Annotated in this window: 15 protein-coding genes and 1 riboswitch; of the genes, 6 read left to right on the forward strand and 9 right to left on the reverse strand. The window is 72.3% G+C overall.

Annotation, left to right across the window (positions count from 1 at the left end):
- From H295_RS0121540 to thiO, 6 genes are all read right to left on the reverse strand, one after another.
- The gene (locus H295_RS0121540; RefSeq protein WP_020137422.1) at positions 1-462 is read right to left on the reverse strand and encodes a DUF4396 domain-containing protein; all 462 of its coding nucleotides are present in this window, start codon (positions 460-462) and stop codon (positions 1-3) included.
- Between the two features lie 54 nt (positions 463-516).
- The gene (locus tag H295_RS0121545; RefSeq protein ID WP_078616714.1) at positions 517-1401 is read right to left on the reverse strand and encodes a deoxyribonuclease IV; all 885 of its coding nucleotides are present in this window, start codon (positions 1399-1401) and stop codon (positions 517-519) included.
- A gap of 163 nt (positions 1402-1564) precedes the next feature.
- Entirely contained in the window at positions 1565-3496 is a 1932-nt protein-coding gene (gene pknB / locus H295_RS0121550) for a Stk1 family PASTA domain-containing Ser/Thr kinase (RefSeq protein WP_028809604.1), read from the reverse strand.
- A 145-nt stretch (positions 3497-3641) separates the two neighbouring features.
- The gene (locus tag H295_RS0121555; RefSeq protein WP_020137425.1) at positions 3642-4436 is read right to left on the reverse strand and encodes a thiazole synthase; all 795 of its coding nucleotides are present in this window, start codon (positions 4434-4436) and stop codon (positions 3642-3644) included.
- A 3-nt stretch (positions 4437-4439) separates the two neighbouring features.
- Entirely contained in the window at positions 4440-4640 is a 201-nt protein-coding gene (gene thiS, locus H295_RS0121560; protein WP_020137426.1) for a sulfur carrier protein ThiS, read from the reverse strand.
- Complete coding sequence (gene thiO / locus H295_RS0121565; RefSeq protein WP_020137427.1) at positions 4637-5794, reverse strand: glycine oxidase ThiO; 1158 nt, start codon at positions 5792-5794, stop codon at positions 4637-4639. Before thiO ends, thiS begins: the two co-directional genes overlap by 4 nt.
- Positions 5792-5904, reverse strand: a riboswitch (TPP riboswitch). (Overlaps the previous gene by 3 nt.)
- 52 nt (positions 5905-5956) lie before the next feature.
- On the opposite strand from thiO, the gene H295_RS0121570 reads away from it, so the two are divergent.
- The 6 genes from H295_RS0121570 (at position 5957) to H295_RS0121595 (ending at position 11039) form a co-directional block, all read left to right on the forward strand.
- Positions 5957-6307 (forward strand): hypothetical protein, encoded by a 351-nt coding sequence (locus H295_RS0121570; protein WP_020137428.1) that lies wholly within the window; start codon positions 5957-5959, stop codon positions 6305-6307.
- Between the two features lie 32 nt (positions 6308-6339).
- Complete coding sequence (locus H295_RS0121575) at positions 6340-7557, forward strand: NAD(P)/FAD-dependent oxidoreductase (RefSeq protein WP_020137429.1); 1218 nt, start codon at positions 6340-6342, stop codon at positions 7555-7557.
- 326 nt (positions 7558-7883) lie between these two features.
- Positions 7884-8255 (forward strand): Rv2175c family DNA-binding protein, encoded by a 372-nt coding sequence (locus H295_RS0121580; protein WP_020137430.1) that lies wholly within the window; start codon positions 7884-7886, stop codon positions 8253-8255.
- Positions 8256-8344: 89 nt separating this feature from the next.
- Positions 8345-8995, forward strand: coding sequence for a thiamine phosphate synthase (gene thiE, locus H295_RS0121585; protein WP_020137431.1), 651 nt, complete (start codon positions 8345-8347; stop codon positions 8993-8995).
- 98 nt (positions 8996-9093) lie between these two features.
- Positions 9094-10017, forward strand: a complete 924-nt coding sequence (metF, locus tag H295_RS0121590; protein WP_051135592.1) for a methylenetetrahydrofolate reductase [NAD(P)H] — start codon at positions 9094-9096, stop codon at positions 10015-10017.
- Positions 10018-10073: 56 nt separating this feature from the next.
- The gene (locus H295_RS0121595; protein WP_020137433.1) at positions 10074-11039 is read left to right on the forward strand and encodes a hypothetical protein; all 966 of its coding nucleotides are present in this window, start codon (positions 10074-10076) and stop codon (positions 11037-11039) included.
- Positions 11040-11054: 15 nt separating this feature from the next.
- Here the strand turns inward: H295_RS0121595 and H295_RS0121600 are convergent, their stop codons facing one another.
- The 3 genes from H295_RS0121600 to H295_RS0121610 all read right to left on the reverse strand — a co-directional run bounded on the left by H295_RS0121600 (position 11055) and on the right by H295_RS0121610 (position 14298).
- A complete protein-coding gene (locus H295_RS0121600; protein ID WP_078616715.1) occupies positions 11055-12563 on the reverse strand; it encodes a phytoene desaturase family protein in 1509 nt (502 codons plus the stop codon).
- A 63-nt stretch (positions 12564-12626) separates the two neighbouring features.
- The gene (locus H295_RS0121605; protein WP_020137435.1) at positions 12627-13232 is read right to left on the reverse strand and encodes a DUF4126 domain-containing protein; all 606 of its coding nucleotides are present in this window, start codon (positions 13230-13232) and stop codon (positions 12627-12629) included.
- A gap of 433 nt (positions 13233-13665) precedes the next feature.
- The gene (locus H295_RS0121610) at positions 13666-14298 is read right to left on the reverse strand and encodes a TetR/AcrR family transcriptional regulator (protein ID WP_020137436.1); all 633 of its coding nucleotides are present in this window, start codon (positions 14296-14298) and stop codon (positions 13666-13668) included.
- Positions 14299-14312 lie beyond the last annotated feature (14 nt).

Here is a 14312-nt window from a genome sequence, read left to right on the forward strand (position 1 = left end):
TCAGTGCGCGTGGTGTTCGTGGTGCTCGTGGACCACGGCATGTCCCTTGCCGCGGCCGATCATCCACTTGTTGACCGGCACGGTCACGACGAACGCGATGGCCAGCGAGATCGCCAGTGAGGCCCAGAACAGCAGGTCGGCGAGTGTCGCGTCCATGGCGTCCGGCCACAGGGCGATCACCCCGTTGTCGATCAGCTCCATCACGGCGATGGACACGGTGTCGGCGGCCAGGGCCACCTTGACGGCGGCGGCGAGACCGAGGCCGGCCTTGAGGATGCCGTACAGGGTGAACGAGTAGCCGAAGAGGAAGGCGAGCGCGATCGCCAGGACGGTCGTCGGCAGGTTTCCCCAGCCCAGTGCGGTGCCGACGACCATGCCGAGCACCTCGCCGACGGCACAGCCGGTGAGGCAGTGGAGGGTGGCCTGGACGGCCGTTTTCCAGCTGGAGCCTTGGTGCTGCACGGGTACCCCCAGAGTCGGGTGACGGTTCCTGCACTGGTCGGAACCGTATACCCCCTAGGGGTATTCCTCAACGGGCCCCGCCTCCCGGAGTTTCTTCAGTCGCTCGACGTCCGCCGCATGGCCCTCCTTGCCGCCGGGGGTCTCGATGACCAGGGGGACGCCCTCGGTGGCGGGGTGGGTCATCAGGGCGCGGAAGGGGTCCTCGCCGATGTGGCCGGAGCCGATGTTCTCGTGGCGGTCCTTGTGGGCGCCGACCACGTCCTTGGAGTCGTTGGCGTGGATCAGCTTCAGACGGCCCTCGCCGACCGTGTCCACCAGCAGGTCCAGCGTCTGGTGCATGCCGGACGGGCCGGTCAGGTCGTGGCCGGCCGCGAAGATGTGGCAGGTGTCCAGACAGACGCCCAGCTTCGGGTGGGCGTCCAGGGCCTCGAAGTACGGGCCGAAGTCCCAGGTCCGTGAGCAGAGCGAGAAGCCCTGGCCGGCCGTGGACTCCAGCAGCAGGAACGGGTCGTCGTCGTGGGTGAGCTCGTCGAGCAGCGGGAGCAGGTGCTCGCGGACCTGCTTGAGGGCCACGGAACGGTCCCGGCCGCCGGTCGCGCTGCCGGTGTGCACGACGACACCCAGCGCGCCGATCTCCCGTCCGCGTCGCAGCGAGTGCCGGAGCGAGTCGACGGACCTCTCCACGGTCGCCTCCGTGTGGGAGCCGAAGTTGATCAGGTAGGGCGCGTGGACGTACGCCGGGATCGCCTGATCGGCACACGCCTCGCGGAACGCCTCGTCCTGCTTCGGGTTCCCGGCGGGGGTGGCCCACCCGCGCGGGTTCGCGACGAAGACCTGCACGGTCTCGGCGTTCAGGTCACGGGCGTAGGAGAGCCCGACGGAGTGGAGACCGCCGGCCACGGGCACATGGCCGCCGACGGGGTTGCGCTGAGTTGTCACCGGTCAAGGGTCCCATTGCCTGGGGGAGCTGATGCAGGGCGGGGGACTGCAGTCCCCCAGGGGCGCGGGGAACTGCGCGACCAGCCCCGACAGACCCGCGGCCGCCCGTAAACCGCACCCGGCACCCTCGTAGGCGCCCTGCCTAAGCCCGGCGCAGCTGCTCTCAGCGGATCGTGATCGTGATCGTCGACCCCTTGGGCGCCGTGTCCCCGCCCTCCACCGACTGCTTCCTCACCGTGTCGCCGAACAGCCCGAGCAGTCCCCGATCCTCGTCGACCTGGAACCCGGCCTTCTCCAGCGCGGACTTCGCGTCGTCGACGCTGTCGCCCGTGACGTCCGGGACCTCGATCATCTCGGGGCCCTTGGAGATCGTCAGGGTGACGGTGTCGCCCTCGGCGGCCTGGCCGCCGGATTCGGGGCTCTGCCGGGCCACCTGGCCAGCGTCGTACTCGGAGTTGACCCGCGTGTCGGCGATCTTCACCTTCAGGCCGGCCTCCGCGAGGTCGGACCTCGCGTCGGACAGGTCCTCGCCGGTGACGTCCGGGACGTCGACCGGGGCGCCCTTGCTGACGGTGAGGGCGATCGCCGAGCCGGTGCGCAGGGTGGTGCCGCCCGACGGGTCGATGCTGATCACGAAGCCCCTGGGGACGTCGTCGCTGAACTCCCGGGTGACCATGCCGGGCTGGAGCCCCTCGGCCTTCAGCCGGGTGCGCGCCGTGCCCAGTGCGTCGCCGTCCACGTCGGGCACCTTGACCGTCTGCGGGCCCCTGGAGACGGTGATCGCCACGGAGTCGTTGTTCCGTATGCGGCTGCCCACCCCCGGGTCCGTGCTGATCACGGTCCCGCGCTTGACGGTGTCGCTGTAGGCGTAGGTGACCTTGCCGGTCTCCAGCCCCACCTCGTCGAGGCGGTCACGCGCCTGTGCCTCGGTCTTCGCCAGCAGGGCCGGGACCCGGGTGAACTGGCCGGAGTTGATGTACCAGACGCCCGCACCGAGGCCGAGCGCCAGCAGGACCGCGGCGACGATCAGGAGGGGGCCGCGCCGGGAACCGCCGCGGGAGGCACGGCTGCGCCGGGGCGGGGGCGGTGGGGTCTCCAGGACGCTGGTGCGGTGGTGGACCGGCTCGTCCTCGTTGACCGGGAGCAGCCGGGGCACGGTCAGGGACCGCGGGATCACGCTCGTACGGTTCTCGGCGCCCGTGTACCCCGACGGGAGCGCCTGCGGCGGCACCATGTCCAGCTGGTCGTCGCTCAGCCTGCCGTGCGCGGCACGGGCCTGCGCGAGCAGCGCCACCGCGTCGTACGGGCGCAGCTCCGGGGCGCGGGCGGTGGCCGAGGCGACCAGCTCGTCCAGTTCGTACGGCAGCCCCGGGACCACGGCCGAGGGCGGCGGGACGTCCTCGTGGAGGTGCTTGTAGAGCACTATCGCGGGGGATTCGCCCTCGTGCGGCTGGCTGCCGGTCAGCATCTCGTACAGCATGACGCCGCAGGCGTACACGTCGACGCGGGCGTCGGCGGTGTTGGGCTGGTCGATCTGTTCCGGTGACAGGTAGGAGACGGTGCCGAGGACCGCTCCGGAGCTGTTGGTCACGTTGTTCACCGACCGCACGAGCCCGAAGTCGGCGACCTTGACCCGGCCGTCGTCCCCTATGAGGACGTTCTCCGGCTTCATGTCCCGGTGCACGAACCCGGCGCGGTGCGCGGCGCCGAGTGCGGCCAGGACCGGCTCCAGGATGTCCAGGGCGGCGCGCGGTTGCAGCGCGCCGCGCTCACGCAGCACGTCACGCAGGGTGCAGCCGGCCACGTACTCCATGGCGAGATAGACGTACGACCCGTCGGTGCCCTGGTCGAAGACCTGCACCACATTGGGGTGGGCCAGTCGGGCGACGGACTTGGCCTCCCGGATGAACCGCTCGACGAAAATCCCGTCCGCCGCGAGCGCGGGGTGCATCACCTTGAGCGCGAGCACGCGGTCCAGACGGGTGTCCAGGGCCCGGTAGACCGTGGCCATCCCGCCGACCGCGATCCGCGCGTCCACGCGGTAGCGGCCGTCGAGCACCTGCCCGACCAGCGGGTCCTGAAGGGTCGTATCCACGCAGGCGAGTCTACGAGCCACGGCTGACAGCCGATCGGGTTCGGCCGGAACAGGGGCGGTACTGGAGCCGAGCTGTGACGGAGGTCGCACCTGCCCGAGTCCGCGGTCGAACGTGTGTTCAGAGTCCGGACGGACCGCATCCGGTTCAGAAGGCCGGCCGCTCCGGATCCAGTGCGGCCAGGCCCTCCGCCGGCGACGACGCCTCCGCGAAGTGCCGGCGGGGGATCCGCCCCGCCCGGTACGCCAGCCGGCCCGCCTCCACGCCGTGCCGCATCGCCCGGGCCATCAGTTCCGGCTCCTGCGCCCGCGTCACCGCCGAGGCGAGCATCACCCCCGCGCACCCCAGCTCCATCGCCAGGGCCGCGTCGGACGCCGTACCCGCCCCCGCGTCCAGGATCACCGGCACCCGCGCGTGCTCGACGATCAGCCGGAAGTTGTGCGGGTTGCGGATGCCGAGCCCGGAGCCGATCGGGGAGCCGAGCGGCATGATCGCCGCGCAGCCCACGTCCTCGAGACGGCGGGCCAGCACCGGGTCGTCGTTCGTGTACGGCAGCACCGTGAAGCCGTCGTCGACCAGGGTCTCGGCCGCGTCCAGCAGCTCCACGCCGTCCGGGAGCAGGGTCCGCTCGTCGGCGATGACCTCCAGCTTGATCAGGTCGGTGCCGAGCGCCTCGCGCGCGAGACGGGCCGTGAGAACCGCCTCGCCGGCCGTGAAGCAGCCCGCCGTGTTGGGCAGCACCCGGATGCCGAGCCGCTCCAGGACGGACAGCACCGAGCCGTGCACCGACGGGTTCACCCGCCGCATCGCGACCGTCGTGAGCTCGGTCCCGGAGGCGACCAGCGCCCGCTCCAGGACGTCCAGGCTGGGCGCCCCGCCCGTGCCCATGATCAGCCGGGACGAGAACGACGTACCGCCGATGACAAAGGGATCGTCGGCCATGGGTCAGCCTCCTTGGACGGCGGTGAGGACTTCCACGCGGTCCCCCTCGGCGAGGGTCGTCGAGGGCCACTGCGTGCGCGGTACGACGGTCTCGTTGAGCGCGGCGGCGACCCCGGAGGGCGCCGAGGTCAGGGCCCGTACGACGGCGTCCAGAGCCGTACCGGGAGCGAACCGGCGCGGCTCCCCGTTGACGGAGATGTTCATGCCGGCTGCTCCACCCGCTGACGGAACCGGCCCGGCGTGAACGGACGGGCCACCTCCGGGAGTTCACCGGTCGCAAGGACATGGGCCATCGCGTCCCCGGTGACCGGGGTCAGCAGCACGCCGTTGCGGTAGTGCCCGGTGGCGAGCAGCAGGCCGGGCAGGTCCGTCGGGCCGAGCAGGGGAGCGTTGTCGGGGGAGCCCGGGCGCAGTCCCGCGCGGGTCTCCGTCAGGGGCAGCTCGGTGATGCCGGGGACCAGTTCGTGCGCGTCCCGCAGCAGTTCGTACACCCCGCCCGCGGTCACCGTGGTGTCCCAGCCCAGCTCCTCGCTGGTCGCGCCGATCACCAGCTCGCCGTTCTCGCGCGGCACGAGGTAGACCTGGCTGCCGCGCACGACGGCCCGCACGGTACGGCTCAGGAAGGGCGCGTACCGGGGCGGCACGGTCAGGCGCAGCACCTGGCCCTTCACGGGCCGCACAGGGGGCAGGAGGGCCTCGGGGACTCCTTCCAGGCGGCCGCTCAGGCTCCCGGCGGCGAGCACGACCTGGCCCGCGTCCAGTTCGTCGCCGTCCGTCGTGGTGATCCCGGCGGCCCGGTCCCGGACGACCCGCAGGCGCTCCGCCCACGCGCGGTGGAAGACCACGCCCGCCCGCTCGCACGCGGCCAGCAACGCGCGCGTGAGGCGGCGCGGATCGATCTGGTGGTCACCGTCCACCCGCAGCCCGCCCCGCACCCCCGGCGCGAGCATCGGCTCCAGGCGGCGGCACTCGCGCCCCGACAGCCACTCCGACTCCAGGCCCGACTGCCGCTGGAGCGCGTGCAGTTCGCGCAGATGGGCGCGGTCGTCGGCGTCCAGCGCCACGGCCAGCGTGCCGCACCTGCGGTAGCCGAGGTCGTGGCCGGTCAGCTCGGTGAGCTCGGCCGCGAAGTCGGGGTAGCGGTGGGCCGAGGCGAGGTTCAGGCCGAGCAGGGTCTGCTCGCCGTAGTGCAGTTCGGTGACCGCGGCCAGCATCCCGGCGGCCACCTGGGCGGCCCCGCCGCCCGGTTCCGGGTCCGCCACGGCCGTGCGGAGACCGCGTTGCGCGGCCCGCCAGGCCGTGACCAGGCCGATGATGCCGCCCCCGACGACGAGGACGTCTGACGTACGTGAGGACATGGGCGTCCAGCCCCTCCCTTCGCCGGCATGACCCGGATCAGGTTCGTACGGTCGGAGGCCGGCCAGCCTCCCTCTCAGCCCGGTGCGTCCGGGCTCCCGCGAGTGCTCTACGTTGGCCACCCTAGCCCGACCCCGCACGTCTCAGTAAGGGAGCCTCTCTCCGTGGCACGCTCGCTCGACAACCTCGTCCTCGCCCCGGTCGCCGACCAGGCCCCAGGTCAGGTGGGCACCGGCACCCGGTTCACCTACCACGAGGAGGACGGGCGGATCTGGGCCGAGTACGCGGGCGGTGACGTGGTACGCGGGCATCTGGTCGGCACGCGCGCGGGGGACCGCCTCGACTTCCGCTACGTCCAGCTCAGGCATGACGGGTCGACGTCCTCCGGCCACTGCCTCTCCACGGTCGTCGACCTGCCCGACGGCCGGGTGCGGCTGGAGGAGACTTGGCAGTGGGAGTCGCAGCCCGGCAGCGGGACCAGCATTGTGGAGCAGGTCACTCGGCACGACTCCTGACTGACTGAATGTCAGGTGGCTAGGGTGATCAAATGACCGAGCAGACACAGGCGCAGCAGCGGGTGGTCGTGGTCGGGGCGGGCATGGCCGGGGTGCAGACCGCGGTCGCCCTGCGCGAACGGGGCTTCCAGGGCACCGTCACGGTGATCGGCGCGGAACCCCATCAGCCGTACGACCGGCCGCCGCTCTCCAAGGCCGTCCTGCTGGGCAAGGCCGAGGGCTCCGCCTTCGACGTGGACTTCGAGGCCCTCGGCATCGAACTGCTGCTCGGCCGCGAGGCGCTGGGCGTGCGCCCGGACGCGCACGAGCTGGACACCGAGGCCGGGCCCGTGCCGTACGACGTCCTGGTCCTCGCCACCGGCGCCGAGCCGATCCGGCTGCCCGGCACCGAGGGCGTGCCCGGCGTACATCTGCTGCGCACCCTGGACGACGCCGAACGGCTGCGCCCCGTGCTCGCCCGGCAGCACGACATCGTGGTCGTCGGCGCGGGCTGGATCGGCGCCGAGTTCGCCACCGCCGCGCGCGAGGCGGGCTGCGCGGTGACGGTCGTGGAAGCCGCCGACCGGCCGCTCGCCGGCGCGCTGCCCGCGGAGGTGGCCGCCCCGATGACGTCCTGGTACGCCGACGCGGGGGCCGAACTGCGCACCCACGCGCGCGTGGTGTCCGTCGAGCCCGGCGAGGTCGTCCTGGACGACGGCACCCGGGTGCCCGCGGGGGCCGTCGTGGTCGGTATCGGGGCCCGGCCCGCCACGGCCTGGCTCGCCGGTTCGGGCATCGAACTCGGCGCGCACGGCGAGGTCGTCGCCGACGAACGGCTGCACACCTCCGCGCCGGACGTCTACGCGGTCGGCGACTGCGCCTCCTTCCCCTCGGGGCGCTACGGCGAACGGCTGATGGTCCACCACTGGGACAACGCCCTCCAGGGACCCCGCACGGTCGCCGCGGCCGTCCTGGGCGAGACCTCCGCGGTCTACGACCCGGTCCCGTACTTCTGGTCCGAGCAGTTCGGCCGCTTCGTCCAGTACGCCGGCCACCACATGTCCGCCGACACGACCCTGTGGCGCGGTGAGCCGTCCGGCCCCGCCTGGTCCGTGTGCTGGCTCAGGGACAACCGCCTGGTCGCCCTCCTGGCGGTCGGCCGCCCCCGCGACCTGGCGCAGGGCCGCCGCCTGATCGACGCGGGCACCGAGATGGACCCGGACCTGCTGACGGACCCGGCGAGGCCGCTGAAGGCGGCGGCGAAGGGGTAGGGCGCGGAGGCGGACGGCCTGGGGCGGCCCGCCGGGCTTGATCCGCGGGTGGCCCTGAGGGTGGCCCTGAACTCGGGGGGCCGCGTGGTGGCGGGTGTCGAACCTTCCCGCCTGCGCCGGGCCCGCTCCCGGTCTCCGCTGCCGGCCCGCTCCCGGGGTCTCCGCGTGGGCCAGGCGCTCGGGATCGCGTACCGGCCCGGCCCCCGGCGTCCCCGTGTCGGCACGGCGTCCGGATGGTGTCGTCGACGCCAGGAAACCCGCCCCCGTTCCCCCGCCGGAGGCGCCCCGGCTTCCGACTGTCAGTGCGGGATGGCACGCTTGATCCCGTGACCGAGATTGACGCAAAGACCGATGCACTCGTCCCCGCCTGGCTCACCCTCCCCGACATCGCGGAGCTGCTCGACGTCGAGGTGACGCGGGTGCGGCAGCTGGTCAAGGAGGGCCAGCTCATCGCCGTACGCCGTGGTGAGAACCGCGCGCTGCACGTCCCCGCCGCCTTCATCGACACGGCCGAGCAGAAGGTCGTCAAGGGGCTGGCCGGGACCCTGACGCTCCTGAGGGACGACGGCTTCACCGACGAAGAGATGCTGGAGTGGCTCTTCACCCCCGACGACAGCCTGCCCGGCACCCCCGCGCAGGCCCTGAGCGAGAATCGCGGCACGGAGGTGAAGCGACGGGCCCAGGCGCTCGCCGTCTGACCTGACAGCACCGGCGTACGGGCCGGGCCCGCACAGAGGCCGCGGTCGAGCACGGCCCGTACACCACCGAACCCGGGGGAGACTCCTGCATGCCCGACACCGTTCGCACCCGGCTCGCCGACGCCCGTGTCTACCTGTGCACGGACGCCCGCAAGCGCCAGGGCGACCTTCCCGAGTTCCTGGACGCCGTCCTGGCCGGTGGCGTCGACATCGTGCAGCTGCGGGACAAGGGCATGGAGGCGGCCGAGGAACTGGAGCACCTGACGGTCCTCGCCGAGGCCTGCGCCCGGCACGGCAGGATGCTCGCGGTCAACGACCGGGCCGACGTGGCCCACGCGGCCGCCGCCGGCGTCCTCCATCTGGGCCAGGGCGACCTCCCCGTCCCCGCCGCCCGGGCGATCCTCGGCGACGACGTCCTGATAGGCCGCTCCACGCACGCGGAGGCGGAGGCCGCCGTGGCCGCGGTGCAGGAGGGCGTGGACTACTTCTGCACCGGCCCCTGCTGGCCGACCCCCACCAAGCCCGGCCGGCACGCCCCCGGTCTGGACCTGGTCCGGTACGCCGCGGCCCTGGGCACCGACCGTCCCTGGTTCGCCATCGGCGGCATCGACCTCGGCAACCTCGACGAGGTCCTGGAGGCCGGGGCCCGCCGGGTCGTGGTGGTCCGGGCGATCACCGAGGCGGAGGACCCCGGCGAGGCCGCCGCGGAGTTCGCGAAGCGGGTCCGGCACGCGCTGTAACCGCCCCAGGTGTCCGAGGGGTGGACAACAAGTCGACAATCCGGGCAAATTTCCCGGATCCGGTTGGGAGGCGGCCGCCCCCTGACTAACCTTCCGGTATGGCCCTCGGAACCGCATCCACCAGGACTGACCGCGCACGCACCGTGCGCGACATGCTCGCCACGGGCAAGACGACGTACTCCTTCGAGTTCTCGGCGCCCAAGACTCCCAAGGGTGAGCGAAACCTGTGGAGCGCGCTCAGGAGGGTCGAGGCGGTCGCCCCGGACTTCGTCTCCGTGACCTACGGCGCCGGCGGCTCCACCCGCGCGGGCACCGTCAAGGAGACCCAGCAGATCGTCGCGGACACCACCCTGACCCCGGTCGCCCACCTCACCGCGGTCAACCACTCCATCGCCGAACTGCGCAACATCATCGGCCAGTACGCCGATGCCGGGATCCGCAACATGCTGGCCGTGCGCGGCGACCCGCCCGGCGACCCCATGGGCGACTGGCTGGCCCACCCGCAGGGCCTGACCTACGCGGCCGAACTCGTCCAGCTCATCAAGGAGTCGGGCGACTTCTGCGTCGGCGTGGCCGCCTTCCCGGAGATGCACCCGCGCTCCGCGGACTGGGACACCGACGTCTCCCGCTTCGTCGACAAGTGCCGCGCGGGCGCCGACTACGCCATCACCCAGATGTTCTTCCAGCCGGAGTCCTATCTGCGGCTGCGTGACCGAGTCGACGCCGCCGGCTGCCAGACCCCCGTCATCCCGGAGATCATGCCCGTGACCAGCGTGCGCATGCTGGAGCGGCTCCCGCAGCTCAGCAACGCGAGCATCCCCTCCGCCCTGAAAGAGCGGATCCTCACAGCACAGGACGATCCGACCGCTGTACGCTCAATCGGAATCGAGTTCGCCACGGAGTTCTGCGCGCGACTGCTGTCCGAGGGAGTGCCCGGACTGCACTTCATCACGCTCAACAACTCCACGGCATCGCTGGAAATCTACGAGAACCTGGGCCTGCACCACCGACCGCAGGCCTAGACCTGCCGCACGGACATGCGACACACTGCGTAGCGGTCACTGGGAGAGGGGCGTACATGGGCTGGACGGTCCTCTACATCGCGTTCGGATTCGTCGCGTTGTGGCTGCTCGGCGAAGTGCTGTTGCAGTACAAGGCGCGGCTGCGCTGGCGGGTGCTCGCCTTCGTCGGCTTCCTGGGCGTGGTCGCCGGCGTGCTGATCTCGCAGGTGGTCGTCATCGGCCTCGGCGCGATCGCCTTCGCGGTCGGCCAGACCTACGTCACCCTCTCGTTCCGGCGCGGCTTCGAGCAGGGCTGGGCGGTCAACCCGCCGGCCGCGCTGGAGGGTCTGACCGGCGGGAGGAAGCCCCGCCGGGAGCGCGGCCGCGAGGAGGCCGTGTCGGAGGCCCCGGAGCCGGAGGCCGCGGCCTACCGCGACGAGACCGGCTACGACCAGGGTCTCCCGGACACCGCCGGGTACGGCCACGACGACGACTACGACCGCGACGACGTCTTCACCCCCACACGCACGGCCACGGCTGCCGAGACCACCTCGGTCTACGAGCCCCAGCCCCTGCCCGACGACACCGGTTCCTACGGCGTGTACAGCGACGCCGGTTACGGCGGCGACCAGTCCTACGCCGCCGCGGGCCAGCCCCAGGACCAGTACGCGACGGCCGCCGCCGACCAGACGTACGGCTACGACGGCTACACCGGCTACGACCAGCAGCAGTACGGGTACGACACGGGCGGGCAGCAGTACGCCGCCTACTCCGACCCGTACATCGGCACCCAGACCTACGGGACGGGGTCGTACGACACCTCCTACGGCGGTCAGCAGCAGTTCGCCCAGCAGGGCTACGACCAGTACGGCGGGACCTACGGCGGCGAGACGCCGGCCGGCGGGGTGTGGGTGCCGCAGCAGCGCACCGACGAGTCCGGCGGCGAACTCCCGCAGGAGCAGCAGTACTACCAGGACAACAGCGGCCAGGGGCACCAGAACCAGGGCCAGGGCCAGGGGTACGACGAGCAGTACCGCTTCTGACCCCGGCCGGCGCCCTCACTGCGAGCCGCGGAACTCCGGTCCCTCCACGACGAGTCCGGCGACCAGGGCCCCCGACATGCCGGCGTGCGCGAGCCCGCCACCGGGGTGCGACCAGCCACCGACGGTGAACAGGCCCGGCAGGGCGGTGCTGTTGGACGGGTGCAGCGTGCCGTCGCCGCCGGCCAGCGAGGGCGGCGGTACGGCACCGCCCTCGGCCCCCGTCTCCTGCTCGGTGTGCACGGGCGTCCGTACCTCGCGCCACAGGATCCGCTCCCGGAGGCCGGGCAGCGCACGCTCGGCGGCGACGATCATCTTGTCCGCGAAGGCGTCGGCCATTCCCGCAGCGGTCCAGTCGAAGTTCCCCTGGGACGCCACAGTCGCCGTCAGCACCACGGACTCGTGGTCCGGGTCGGGACGCAGGGCCGGGTCGTCCGGGCGGTCGATCCGCACGGTGGGCTCGGGCAGCTCCCCGTGCGCGAAGTCGCACAGCTCGCCCTCCGGGTCGGGGCCGCCGTGCACCACCGTGCGGTGCGCGACGTCCGGCTGCCGCGCTCCGCGCAACGCGAGACAGACCACGACCCGGCCGAGGCGCAGGTTCTCGGCGTACGGACGGACGTCCTCGGTGCCGTAGAGCTCACGCCCCGGCAGGAGCCCGCGCAGTCGCCAGGGCCCGCCGCCGACGACGGTGTCCGCCTCCACGAGCGTCCCGTCGGCCAGCTCCAGACCGCTCGCGCGACCGTCCTTCTCCAGGACACCCGTCACCTCGGCGCCGAAGTGGAACGCCACCTTGCGCTTGACGCACCGCTCGTACACGGCCCGCGCCAACTCCCGCATGCCGCCCCGGACATACCAGGTCCCGAAGGCGTGCTCCATGTACGGCAGGATCGCGGCGCTCGCCGGAGCGCTGCCCGGATCGATGCCGTACGCGAGCGCGTAACCCTCCAGCAGGGACAGGAGCCGGGGATCACGCAGCTCCCAGGAGCCGATCTCGGACAGGGTGCCGGCCCGCCGGGTGCGCAGGAACTTCTTGTGGGGGACCGACGGATACGGCTCACGCTCCTCCAGCACCGGCCAGTTGGGCCACAGCGGCTCCTCCAGGAGCGGTCTGCGGGTGCGGTCCCAGGCCTCGCGGGCCCGGACCAGGAAGTCGCCCCAGCGGGCGCCGGCCCCCTCACCGAGGGCCTCGTCCAGCGCGGCGACCACTCCCGCGCGGGACGCGTTCGGCAGGGCCACCTCGGTGCCGTCCGCGAAGACGTGCCGTGACGAGGGGTCGACCTGGACCAGGTCGACGACCGACTCCAGCGGCTCCTTGCCGGTCTTGACGAACAGATCGCGGTAGACCGCGGGGAGCGTGAGCATCCCCGGTCCCGTGTCGAAGGCGAAGCCGTCCCGCTCGAAGCGGCGCACCGCTCCGCCGTACGTCTCCGTACGCTCGTACACCGCCACCCGATGACCCGCGACGGCCAGCCGGGCAGCGGCCGCCATCGCGCCCATCCCGGCGCCGATCACCGCAATCCTTGCCATGCCTGCGACTTTATCGGCCGCCACTGACAGTCCGGGCCGACAGGGGTGCCCGCCCGGCGGCCCTCAGGCAGGCGGTCGCGCCGCCAGTCGGCTCTCCTCCCGGCGCTGCGCCCTGCGCCGTCTGAATCTCCTGATCCGGGAGATCAGGAAGTACAGCACCACCAGGCCCGCCACCAGCAGGACGCCCGCGAGGGTCGCCGCCGCCACCGGGTGGAAGACCGCGAACGTGACGATGCCGGCCACGCCCAGGTCCTCCGCCAGACTCAGCACGATGTTGCTGAACGGCTCAGGAGAGGCGTTCACGGCCATGCGCGTGCCCGCCTTGACCGTGTGGCTGGCCAGGGCCGTCGAGCCGCCCACCAGACCCGCTACCACGTCGTTGAGCGAGCCGCTCTGGCCGGCCAGCAGGGCACCGACCCAGGCGCCCGCGACCGGGCGGACCACGGTGTGCACGGAGTCCCACGCCGAGTCGACGTACGGGATCTTGTCGGCCACCGCCTCGCACAGGAACAGCAGGCCGGCCACGACGAGGACCTCGGGGCGCTGAAGGGTCTCCGGGACGTCGTCGCTCAGCCCGGTCGCGCCGAAGACGCCGAGCAGCAGCACCACCGCGTACGCGTTGACACCGCTCGCCCAGCCGCTGGTGAACACCAAGGGGAGTACGGACACGGACGCGATGGTAACCAGTCGGCCACAGCGCGTCCTGGGGGTGAGCACGCAGGACTGAGTATCCGTACCTAGTGCCTGAGATGAGTACGCGCACGGATGGGCCCCGACCTGCGTGAACGGGAGAGTGGAGGCACGGCGAAGGGGAACGGCTCCGGCACCGGCGACACGGGGCGCCGGAACGGAGCCGCCCCGGACCCGCTCCTTCCGCCGACCGCGGTCGGCGGGAGCGAGGCACGGGGGAACCCGGAAAGCGGGGGAACGACCGAACGGGGGCCCAACGGGGGAACGGGGGGACACGGGGGAACGGGGGAATCGGGGGGATTCGGGGGAAGAGGGCGCCGGTTCGGGGTGGCCCGCGGGGGACGCGGCCACACCGGACCGGCTCTTTCGCCTGTCAGCCGGTTGTGCGCCAGGTGCAGGTGCAGCCGGGTGGTCAGCCCCTGCCCCCGCTCACCCGCCCCTGCAACAGCCGAGACAGCGCCGCGTGCACGTCGTCCAGGGAGCGTTCGGGCTGGAAGGACTGCCAGTCGAGGGCGGCCACCAGGACCATGCCGACCAGGGCGGCGGCGGTCAGCGGGACATCGATCTCCTCGCTGAACTCGCCGTTCTCCACGCCTTCGCGCAGCACGCCCTCCACGACCGCCACGGCCTCCTGACGGACCACCATGAGCGTGGACTGCCATGCCCGGTTGGTGCGCCACAGCTCGGCCACGTACAGCTGGGTGAAGGCCGGGTAGCGCTCGATGAAGACGAGACCCGCGCGGATCATCGCGTCCAACGCGTCCACCTTGCCGCCGCCCGCGCGGGCCGTCGACTCGGCCGCCTCCCGCAGAGAGGCGGTGAGCAGGCCCACGCCGTGCCGCAGCAGCTCCTCGAAGAGGACGGACTTGCTCGCGAAGTTGTAGTAGACCGTGCCCTTCGCGACTCCGGCCCGCTCGGCGATCTCGTCGACCGTGGTGGCGGAGAAGCCCTGCTCGGCGATGAGCGTGACGGCCGCCTCGTAGAGCTTCTGCCGGGTGGCCTCGCGGCGCGTGCTGACGCCCGCCGTGGCGCTGCTGCTTTCCATACTCCTGATTCTCA

Source organism: Streptomyces sp. 351MFTsu5.1, from assembly GCF_000383655.1.
In the GTDB taxonomy this organism is placed as follows: domain Bacteria; phylum Actinomycetota; class Actinomycetes; order Streptomycetales; family Streptomycetaceae; genus Streptomyces; species Streptomyces griseorubiginosus.